The sequence below is a fragment of the Cupriavidus sp. HMR-1 genome (assembly GCF_000319775.1).
Taxonomy (GTDB): Bacteria; Pseudomonadota; Gammaproteobacteria; order Burkholderiales; family Burkholderiaceae; genus Cupriavidus; species Cupriavidus metallidurans.
In genome coordinates, this window is sequence record NZ_ANKP01000108.1 from 1 (window position 1) to 10086 (window position 10086).

Genomic DNA, 10086 nt, shown 5'->3' on the forward strand with positions numbered 1-10086 from the left:
ATCGAATCTCGTGCTCACGCACAGCGGTCGAGCTGGTGCGCTTGCTTCTAGGCGATGATCCCGCAGCGGTATCACCGGAAAAGGCCTTGCGTGCGATCGTACTCGAGTACCCAAAGATCGACGCAATTATGCTTTCTGCCGCCCAACAGCGAAAGTCAAGGGCAGGCTACTCGTTTGAGCATCACATCGAGGCAATGCTGATCGACGGCAGGATCCCGTTTCAGAAGCAAGTCATAATCGAGGCCAAAAAGCGGCCTGATTTCATCCTGCCCTCGCTTGTCCTTTATGAGGATAAGACGAGGACTAACAGAGAGGCTCTAGTACTCAGCGCCAAGACGACGCTACGTGAGCGATGGAAGCAAGTCCATGCGGAAATAAGAAACTGCGATCTCTACCTTGCGACGGTGGATGAGAACATTGCTGAGAACGCAATTATGGACATGGCTTCGCAGGGCATCCGCCTTGTCGTGCCGGAAAGCCTCAAGAACTCGGACACGACGGAATACAAGCGGCAGGCGAGCGTTATTTCGTTCGAGAAATTCTTCTCCACAGAAATCAAGGAGGCGCGCTGGCCTCTGTGGGAGGCCCGAGGCTTGATCGCTGCCAAATCCTAGTTCAAGGTATCGTAGATCGCACGCACGCTTTTCGTGCGTTGAGGGTCCGAGAATGGCGTTCGTACCCTCCTATGGCACGGCAAGCGCAAGCCGGGTCATCGGCGGCAGTCCCTAACGGAAGGAACGTCTTCCAGGAATCAATCAGGTGAGCTGTTACGTCCTCCCGTCCACACGCCGCGCGGGAGCACCAATTGCAAGGGCTGGCCCACGCGGCCCGCATTAGGAATGCAGCGTTGGGGCCAGGCCACGGCAAATACAAATCAATGCTCATAAGGCTTTACGGGCGATGGCCCTCTCGGCCCACGTGGCCCACGTTGGAAGTAGGCTGAAGCCCTCATACCAAACGAGCGAAGACAACCGACGGCAAAGCCCCTGATTCCCGCTGTTCGGAGCCCAAGATCACGGCGCGAACTGCTTCGAAAATACAGCGGTCTCTCGCCGTGGCGTCCAGTGCAATCCGAGTCATGTAGCGTCTGTAAGCCCGGCCCAGCCGCTATGCCTTTGAATCCCGCTCAACGGTCTGCGGTCCGCGATAGGGCGCAGCGAGGCGCGCTCAGTTGACGACGACACTCCCAAAATCGGCCTTTCTTCGAACCGTAAGCCCGACCTGAAATGGCAGGTTGTTTGGAGGAAAATAAATTTCGAAACCAACGGAAATTTGGGGATCAGCTTCAGCGGCTCGGACGGGGTACAACAACAGGACTCCGCGATGTGCGGCTTTCAGCGTCGACAATTCTGGGTCCGCGGTTAGAATTTCCGTCGACTCCCCGACGATTCCAGCCAGATAGTTCGCGATAACGCGGTGATCAGGTTCGCCGAAGACTTCAAAGCCACGGTCGCCAATCTGTTTCCGCTTCTTGACGGTCAACTCCAAGGTTTCGCCAAGTTTCAGCGGTGTTCCGAAGGAGTCCTTCCGCTGTGGCGCCAGGATTAACCACGACTTGATTTCATGGGCTTCTTTCTCCAGAAATTCAATCTGGAGGGAGATGTCTGCTGGGCGGTCTGACGCGCCGTAATCAGCCTCCAGCCAACGGAATTCGCGAAGGAAACCCGCAATGGAATTCGTCGACTTCTGGTCAAAAACGACGCATTCGCTCGCGATCTTAGCACCCGTATTGAGGAGACCACCCAACGATTTGGATCCGAGATTTTTAGATGACTCGATGAGCGTTTTGACAGCCGCAACATTTGCTTTTTGTCCCTCGCTCTCCATGGAGATAAGGGTCGGCATGGAGCGGCGGCCGCCGAAGTTCTTCTTCTCCAGCATGGCATTGAACATCTTGTTACGCGCCGTCGGTGGAAAATTTCCGAATAGGGATATTAGCGGCGGAATCTGCTTTGGAGTCAGCGGCTCCTTGCCTGGAGTGCGAACGTATCGGCTAATTTCGCCCCGGAAATCTTCTTCCATGCGGCAGACCTCCTTGAAGGCAGAAACGAGGTCTACATTGCCGCTGCGTCCTTCTACAACCCCGAGAAATACTCTTACTAGGTCCCTATAACCGGCTCTGAATCCGAACCAACGTCCCATCTGCATGAGGGTGTCCCCAGTTCCGGCAACCCTCCGATAGTAACTGACGGTCAGACCCTCAATGGTATAGCCGCGTGAAAGTTTGTTACCACCGATAAAAATCTTCCATACCGACTGAGCGCCGAAATCCGGAGCATCGCTTGAGTCGCTATTGAGAACCAAATATGGCTTTTGTCCTTTCTGGATCCGTTTAATGGCCTCCGAAAGGTAGGGAACAAGATCCGTAAAGGAGGCAGGTACGAGTTCACTTCCTGTCTTCGATGAGACTATTGCGAAATCTTCCAACCACAACTTTTCCAGGGCCGCCTGGCCTTTAGGCGAATTGAATGCACAGCTATCCCACAAGTCCTCGATCGTGGATGCGAGCGATGCATGCTCCCCCTTTAGTTGTGACGTGTGAACCAGCATTGTGTGGTGTCGAAAACTGCCTTCCTTATAGCGAACTGGATCTACCGCGTGCCGGAAGAGTTTAATACCGCCCGCCAGAACATAACTGCGTATTGCCTTCCTTAGATCTTCGGAATCAGATCCAACGGGATTATTGACGCGCCTAATATACGCTATCTCAGGCTGCGAATAATCGGCAGGATTGAGATCATCGAAGGAAACAGTAGGGTCAAAGAAATCCGATACCCCCATATACCCGGATGGTCTATCGAGGGACACAATGAAATCTTTGGGAAAGAGATCTTCGAAATCATCGGGATCAACCAATACATTAGCGTACGGAGTCGCTGTGTAGCCTATGTATTGACCTCGGGGGAATAGCCTTAGCAGATCGACGATCGCTTCATTTGTTGGAGATCTTCCTCGTTCTCCAACCTTCACCTTCGTAGGATCGACAGTGTTGAGCCCTGCCTGGTCAGACTCATCATCAATAATTAACGTTGGGATATCAATGAGTTTTGTACGTAGCAGTCCCAAATCCTTAACAAGATTCTTGAGGATAACAGGGTTCTTTTTGATGATCAGAATCTTCACCGGGACTGTGTGAAGATTACCTGGGGCATTCAGCGCCTTCGACTTGTCTGGCTTTTCAAATTCAAGATTATCTATCGCTGCCTTAAGTCGTTTGAAGTCTATGTCCGGCCGGGTAAGGCGCTGCCACGCGAAATAGCCGAGGTCCACCGGATTCGCGCCATGCTCAAGAAAATCGGACCAGTCTGCCGGCGGGTTCTGAGTGTAGGATTCGTCGTTGGCGAGAAATTCCTTGCCTAATAGTTCTTTGTCGAAGCGGCGCTGCGTCTGGTTTCGCAGAATATTCCACGTGCCGGCCAAGACGATTATTAATCGGTACCCTGCGTCGGCAGCGCGCGCGACAACTCCCATGAAGTTGGCAGTCTTTCCGCTCTGCACATAACCCATGACCAGCCCCCGCGAAGCGTACGCCTTGAGCGATTCGGGATCTGCTAAACATTCGACGATTGAGCGTGTGGTATTATTGAGATTAAGCAGCGATTCGTCACCCCAGTTGCGATTCTCTTGCAGGTAACGGACATATTTGCTCCAGTAGTAGTCCCGTGCCCCGGGCTCGGGCTTGTACCAGGATTGGTGCTTCTCCGAAATTATTATTGGTTCGTCAAGTGGAAAATGCGGAATTAGCGAGTCGATCCTATTTTGCAGTTCCAAGTCTGAAGCCAGTCTTTCGTGGATCACCTTGCGCCGCGCGGCAGTGTTCCGTTCAGTGCCGCCAGCCCACGATGGATCTTTTTCGTTATCCCACGAACGAAGAAGATTCGAGAAGCGAAGACGAGTCGAGTCATTGGGATCAGGAGAAAGCAGAAGTCCAATCATTTTCTCGACCTCAAGCGGGCCCGCCACGTCCATATCTGGGCCGGGCTTTTCTAGGTAGGCTTTGAGCTTTCTAGGCCCGCGCTGCATTGCTCCGAGTGCAACGTCTATATATTCATTCAGATCGCTCATCATCTTTGAATTCATTCAACAAGGTTCGGAATTGCGGCACCAAACTCAGCCGACGTCTCGTCGCATTCCAGCCCTTCGACGTTGACGTCGTACTGAATTGATTCCACCCTAGATGCCTTCGTATCCAGAATTTTCTGAATAACAGGTCGTGAAATCGCGGGGAACGAGTGATCGACCGGCACCAATGCCATAGGTCGTCGCATTATGAATTTTCTTGTGTAATGCACGCTGTCGACTGTTCTATAACCAGACGATTCAAGTGCTGAAAGAAACTTTAGTGAAGCCACATTATCGGACGCAAGTCGATTCCCGAGTTGTGCAACTAAATCTGCGAGGGAGCGTCCATTTCCTGCGCCAGGAGGGCCAAGCACAATTGAAATGAGAGAAAGTGTGCACCCTTTTGATGGAACAAGTTGGTCCGCCCCATGAATTGTGTGAACTCGCTTTACTGATGAAGTCGTTTTGACTTCAAATTCTCTATCCTTGATCCGGAAATCATGCGGCTCACCTTGGGGGCCAAGCCAAGCTTCAACGGAGACGGCTCCAAATCGTTCGACAAGAAGTTCAAGAAACAGAAGCTCTCCCATGAGTCCGATCTGGCGCTCTATTCCAAGTATCGGCAGTGACCCGAGCAATTCAGCAAAGCAGCCCAGTTCTAGATCAACGGCTTGAGTTGCAGGAAGTCCCTCTACTATTACCCGCTCTGCCACTGCCATCGCAAAATGGTAAAACTGCCGCTGAAGAGCAGTAGAACCTGTCGACACTTCTAGAATAGATCGGCCATTTCTGACGAGAACACGAACGGCAATAAGAGCCAGTCCGAGATGATTGGCGGGAATTGTGGTATGAGGCTCAACTTCGATCCAAAGTCCGATCCGCCTCGTAACGCCATCGCCGTAGATCTCGACAAACGGCGAAGTCGAAATTCTGTGAACTCTTTCTTCGCCAGGTATAAGGACTGTAGCGCGGAAATTTTCCCATGTCAGATATGATGTAGCGGTCATCATAATCCTCTTTCATACTTCACTGCTTTGACAAGTATTCTATTAACTTTCGCGACTCGCTCCCTTATTCGCGAGCTCATCCGCTCCGATGAAACCGCCTCCTCCAGCACAAAAAACAACAGGCATTTCAACAAAGGGACGTCGGCGACAGATCCACGTAAGCCGCGCAACACGACTGGCCGGTAAGTGCGGTTAAGACAGATACATGCGGCATCACGATCGATTTCAAAGAACTGTTCATCCGGCAGTGTAGTCCAAACGAATTCGAGCTCACGAAACTTCGAGGTGGCGGAAATCTGGAGTTCGGCCCTTAAAGAGGTAACCAGCTTGGCTGGAAGCCCTTTCGAGGGAATGACCGGGAGTTCCGCGTTCGTAATCTGTCTCTTGCGGTAGGCATCGTCGGCCAGCGCTAGATACTTCTTGAAGTCAACACCCGTTTCGGTTTGTGCTTTCTGTATGGCATTTTTCAGGCTTTGAGGCAGATGAATCTCAATCTTCTTTACATCCAAACTCACTTCGAGATCGAATTCAGGTGAGACATCAATCTCAACTCGTGCGAGAGAGGAGTGCGGCTCAGTTTCCCGAAGGCCATTCCAGCTCCCCCCCTGGATCGGTCGATCGTTGCGATAGAAGTAAAGGCCTTGCCGACTATTGGCCCCTCCGGGTAATCTGTATTCTGCGGCAGTGGAATTAGGAGGCCAGATATGTGCCGTCATGTGGACGTTTTCCCCATATGGATCTGCGAGATACATTCGGCAGGGAAAATTCGTTTGGCCGCTGTGCGGATAGGCAAAGGGATCGAGCGGATCCAACATTAGTGGAATTCCGGGGTGAGCGTCAGTCTGGTCAAATATATCGATATGAATTCTTACCTGCTTCGCCTGTCTCGCCTTTCCTGAAAGAAATCTGTGAAAGGCGAGTGACAGATAATTGTCCAGTTGATTTAGGAGTTTCTGTGCATGCTCTTGCACGTCGGAATGGGCGCCCACCCGATAAAGCCCAGACCACCAAACGACAGTTCCAGAGGGCTGGAATTTCTTATCAGGAACCAAATCAGCTACAAGCTTTTGGCATTCGTTTTCGTCGTATACGGTACTGGTGAATCCATTTTTGATTCCGTGCTCTAGCCATGCTCTGCCCGATAGCGTATTCCCTTGCCTTGTGAATACGTGAACTTCCCTAGCCTGGCTAAGTGATGCAAGCTTAAGCCCTAGTCCGAATTTGCCAAGCCTTTCGATCTCCTGGGATACATCTGATCCAAAGCGCATCGCTTCTTTCAGGACATTCTGGCTCATGCCCTTGCCGTCATCCCAAATTGCGAGGTCTAGACGATCGTCCTTCGTAATGATTAGGCGAAGGAGAATATTCTGAGCTTCTGCATCAATCGAATTGTCTATGACATCTGCGACAGCGGCCTCAAAACTGTAGCCAATGGAGCGCAAAGCAACATCAAGTTTCTGGAAGTTTGGCGGAAGCGTTTCTTCGGTACTCAATTTTCTTTCCTACGCACACGAATACACTCAATGAGCCAACGCGATGCATTGGCATGTTTTACTAGGCCAGATTCGACTAAAGCGTCCGAACATTAGCGTACTATAAATCACGCGAGAGAAGCGCACGCGTTGGTCGATTACATTACGTATGTTCTGAAGGTGCGAGTGTGACAAGGCAAGGAACGTGAGTACATACGTTCTCGCGTGACCGCGCTATTTGTACTATGAGTAGAGCCGCTCGCTCGAAAGTGTATTTGTGGATGCTTTACGCGGTCGGGCAGATGGAGCTTCGCGTTGCTGGATTGCGTGGTGCAATAGGTTCGATGTGGATTGTGGGCAACAAAAAACAACGCTAAGTGGAATTGTTCCCCTTTGCGCAACCCCGGGGGCCCCGGCAAGCCCGACTTACATGCGGGGAACGCAGAGCGCCCTAGTCAAGAGATTGCGGCCCTCAAAATCTTGATTAAGATCGCTCACATTTGTTTCATCGGCTCACGAGCCTTGTGTATGAGAGCAAGCATGACTGATGCGGCTCCAATTACATCATCCGTGGCGCACCGCGCCGATCCTCGGCCGTCCATGACGAGAGGACGTATTCCTGCGTGGTTGCCAGGAAAATTTGTGGTTAGCGAAGCTGGTCCAGCTTGGAGCAAAAACGTGCCCGCGCGTTAAGTAGTCATCCGAAAAAGGATGAAAAAAAGCGGACCATCTAGGCCCGCCTTGTCGATAGCAGTAAGTGTGTCACTTATTGTCACTTACAGCGCAGCATATTGTCGGAGGTTCATGTTCGCGATCACGCTCTGGTCGAACGCATCACGCAATTTGTAGTAGGTATCCTCGGAATTTTCTTGGGTTGGTGGAGGTTCCACCACGACGCTGCTAGAGCGTACGCCCGCGCGAACTTCAGCAATGAAAGGGTCTTCTTCCTGCGCTTGCTTCATGAGAGCGTCGATCACATTCTGAAATAAAGTGGTCATGTCTTCTCACTTTTCTAGCGACTGTCGTGCGAAATAACGGTGGTTCAAGTCAGGACTGAAGTAGTGCTTCCGCTTGATCCATACCAAACCCTCGGACTTCGTGATAACCGCCACGTCGATCGGCCCGCCGACGGATTGTGTACGCTGAGTTACCTTTTCCTTGAACGATTCTAGCATGACAAGTGTTTCGGCTAACTCCGCCATTTGGTCGGGAGGGAGGCCCGCGACAACATCGCGCAACGGAACATAGTGGCTCATGAACGCCTTGGTGCTCCATTGATCACTGAACTGTGAAAGTGCCCTCGACAGTTGCTCCTCGGAGTCCGGCATGACTGCGCCCGCGGCGATGCAGTCTACAACTAGACTTCGAGCGTGTTTGTCAAAGGACTCATTTACTGCATCCCATACTTCAGAGGCGAAGCCGTTCAAGAACGTCTCCACCATCGCTTTGGTGGCATAGGGTTGGATGTAAGAGGACAGCTTGTGATCGATCGTTGTGCCACCGACCCTTTCGAATACCAATTTGTCTCGCATGAAACCGTAAAAGCGAAACTCGGTTACCGACGGGAAGAGGTCCTTCTCCCCATATCCTGCTACAACGACCCCTGTGTAGGCGCCATCGAAAACTGTTTGATAAGCCTTGTAGGCGAACTCGATAGCCAGTGCAGCAAGATCGGCGGAGGGCACGGCAGTGGAAAGGTGCAGAAGTTCGCGTTGGCTGCCTACGTGACTGGCGATAGCATCGGTCAACCACTCCTTGTAAGCTCCAATGGCGTTCTCCACATCGTCATTTGTGAAGATCGGAGAGAGTTCCTTGAGTTCCTTGGCAGCGTTCAGCTTCATCAGAGCTTCGGCAAAGGCAGCTTCGTACTGCTCCGGTGGGTCGCCTACTTTCAGGCCGGATTGGTTGGCGACGACGGCTGCGAATAGATCCAGGAACGCTCGCGCGATGAGGCCCTTGAAATGGCGGTCGCGGTGCTCATCCGGAAAGAGTGCCGTGTTGCTTTCAATGAACTTAGACAACTCGAACGAGTATTCCTCAAGGTTATCTTTGCGCGCCACCCCAAGATGAGCCCGGAAAGTCTTGATGATCAATTCCCATGGAATATCTTGTAGTTCCGCATTGTGGAAGATCATTATTCCGACCGGCGCCACGTTGGAAAGCTGGAAGATCTTGTTTGCCCCTGACGCATATACCGAACGCCGGGCTCCGTCTTGAGCTTGACCGGTGAACGTAACTGCACTATCCGCAGCCAATGCAACCGCCATCCTGTTCGCAACTGCGACTTCACATGTCATTAGCTCTCCTCCATCGTTGAAGAGCGATTCTCAGCACATATGAACCCCGCCGCAAGTCCAGTAGGGGCGGGTGGCGCGAACGACCCCCTTGAGGCCTAGAACGCGGTGCGGCGTTGGGGGGGGGGAGTCTTCTTTTCCGTATATTTTCCGTACGGAAGCAATGCAGAATAACTCACCTTCTGCAACACATTGAATCCATTAGGAAATTTGGCGCGCCCGGCTGGGATCGAACCAGCAACCCCTGCCTTCGGAGGGCAGTACTCTATCCATTGAGCTACGGGCGCGATGTGGGCTTTGCTGACAACGGGCGAGTGCCGCCGTCGGAAAGTCGCATAGGATACTCCGTTTGACCCGGCCCGTCCATGCGGGTTGCGCCGGTTAGTGCGATTACGGGTCTCCACGGGTCTCCCAGCCGCCGCTTTTGGCCCCCGGAGGCCATGTCTTGCGTCTATAATCGGCTCCTATTTGCGTCGCCAGAGAGACGTACCCGGGACTTGAGACAACCCGGACGCAAAAACGACAGATTCATCCCCGAAAACAGGGACGCTATCCAGACGAGGCCAGGCCGAAACGGCCAGGCGCGTGGACGTGGGCAGTTGAAGCCGTGCTGCGACGCCAGAGTCGTCCGGATAGCGTCTCCGAGGGCCAGACAAAGCAAGCCGCCCCCAACGTGCTGTGCAATAGGTTTCCCGCAAAATCGAGAGTTCTGTATGAGTGACGTCCACCAAGAAAACGACCACCACGAGTCGCCAATCAAGACCCCCAAGCAGCTGATCGTTGTCGTGATCGCAGCGTTCCTGATCCCGATCCTCGTCATCATCCTGCTGGTCAACTTTGTCGGACACGGCACCCGCGAAGGCGCCGGCTCAACACAGTCTGCCGAGGCAATCAACGACCGGATCAAGCCCGTAGCCTCGCTCGAAATCAAGGACCCTAACGCACCGCGCGTCCTGAAGACCGGCGAAGAGGTCTACAAGGCTGTCTGCGCAGCCTGCCATGCCAGCGGTGCCGCTGGCGCGCCAAAGTACGGCGTGGCGGGTGACTGGGCGGCCCGCATCGGCCAGGGCTTCGACGGCCTGATGAAGTCGGTGCTCAACGGCAAGAACGCGATGCCTGCCCGTGCCGGCACCACCCCGGACGACCTGAGCGACTACGAACTGGCCCGTGCCGTGGTGTACATGGCCGACGCCGGTGGCGCCAAGTTCCCTGAGCCGGCAGCCCCGGCCGCTGGCGCACCGGCCCAGGCCG

At 53.1% G+C, this 10086-nt stretch carries 7 protein-coding genes and 1 tRNA gene; 2 read left to right on the forward strand and 6 right to left on the reverse strand.

Annotated features, from left to right (window positions below; all coding sequences use genetic code 11):
* On the forward strand, positions 1-614 hold a 614-nt coding region (locus tag D769_RS15270; RefSeq protein WP_008646487.1), incomplete at its 5' end, for a type II restriction endonuclease.
* Between the two features lie 553 nt (positions 615-1167).
* Here the strand turns inward: D769_RS15270 and D769_RS15275 are convergent.
* From D769_RS15275 to D769_RS15295, 6 genes are all read right to left on the reverse strand, one after another.
* Entirely contained in the window at positions 1168-4068 is a 2901-nt protein-coding gene (locus D769_RS15275) for a Z1 domain-containing protein (RefSeq protein ID WP_008646488.1), read from the reverse strand.
* A gap of 8 nt (positions 4069-4076) precedes the next feature.
* Positions 4077-5072 (reverse strand): PD-(D/E)XK motif protein, encoded by a 996-nt coding sequence (locus tag D769_RS31105; protein WP_081596806.1) that lies wholly within the window; start codon positions 5070-5072, stop codon positions 4077-4079.
* Positions 5069-6562, reverse strand: coding sequence for an ATP-binding protein (locus D769_RS15280; protein ID WP_008646489.1), 1494 nt, complete (start codon positions 6560-6562; stop codon positions 5069-5071). Before D769_RS15280 ends, D769_RS31105 begins: the two co-directional genes overlap by 4 nt.
* A 755-nt stretch (positions 6563-7317) precedes the next feature.
* Positions 7318-7539 (reverse strand): hypothetical protein, encoded by a 222-nt coding sequence (locus tag D769_RS15285; protein WP_008646491.1) that lies wholly within the window; start codon positions 7537-7539, stop codon positions 7318-7320.
* A 6-nt stretch (positions 7540-7545) separates the two neighbouring features.
* Positions 7546-8838 (reverse strand): hypothetical protein, encoded by a 1293-nt coding sequence (locus D769_RS15290; RefSeq protein WP_008646493.1) that lies wholly within the window; start codon positions 8836-8838, stop codon positions 7546-7548.
* 208 nt (positions 8839-9046) lie between these two features.
* A tRNA-Arg gene (locus D769_RS15295) sits at positions 9047-9122 on the reverse strand.
* Between the two features lie 426 nt (positions 9123-9548).
* Between D769_RS15295 and D769_RS15300 the strand changes: the two genes are divergently transcribed.
* Positions 9549-10086: c-type cytochrome (locus tag D769_RS15300; protein WP_008646494.1), on the forward strand; the 538-nt coding region annotated here is incomplete at its 3' end.

Bases quoted from the DNA above. Each gene is read 5' to 3' on its own strand.
- D769_RS15275 (WP_008646488.1), bottom strand. From the start codon at position 4,068: ATGATGAGCGATCTGAATGAATATATAGACGTTGCACTCGGAGCAATG.
- D769_RS31105 (WP_081596806.1), bottom strand. From the start codon at position 5,072: ATGATGACCGCTACATCATATCTGACATGGGAAAATTTCCGCGCTACA.
- D769_RS15285 (WP_008646491.1), bottom strand. From the start codon at position 7,539: ATGACCACTTTATTTCAGAATGTGATCGACGCTCTCATGAAGCAAGCG.
- D769_RS15290 (WP_008646493.1), bottom strand. From the start codon at position 8,838: ATGACATGTGAAGTCGCAGTTGCGAACAGGATGGCGGTTGCATTGGCT.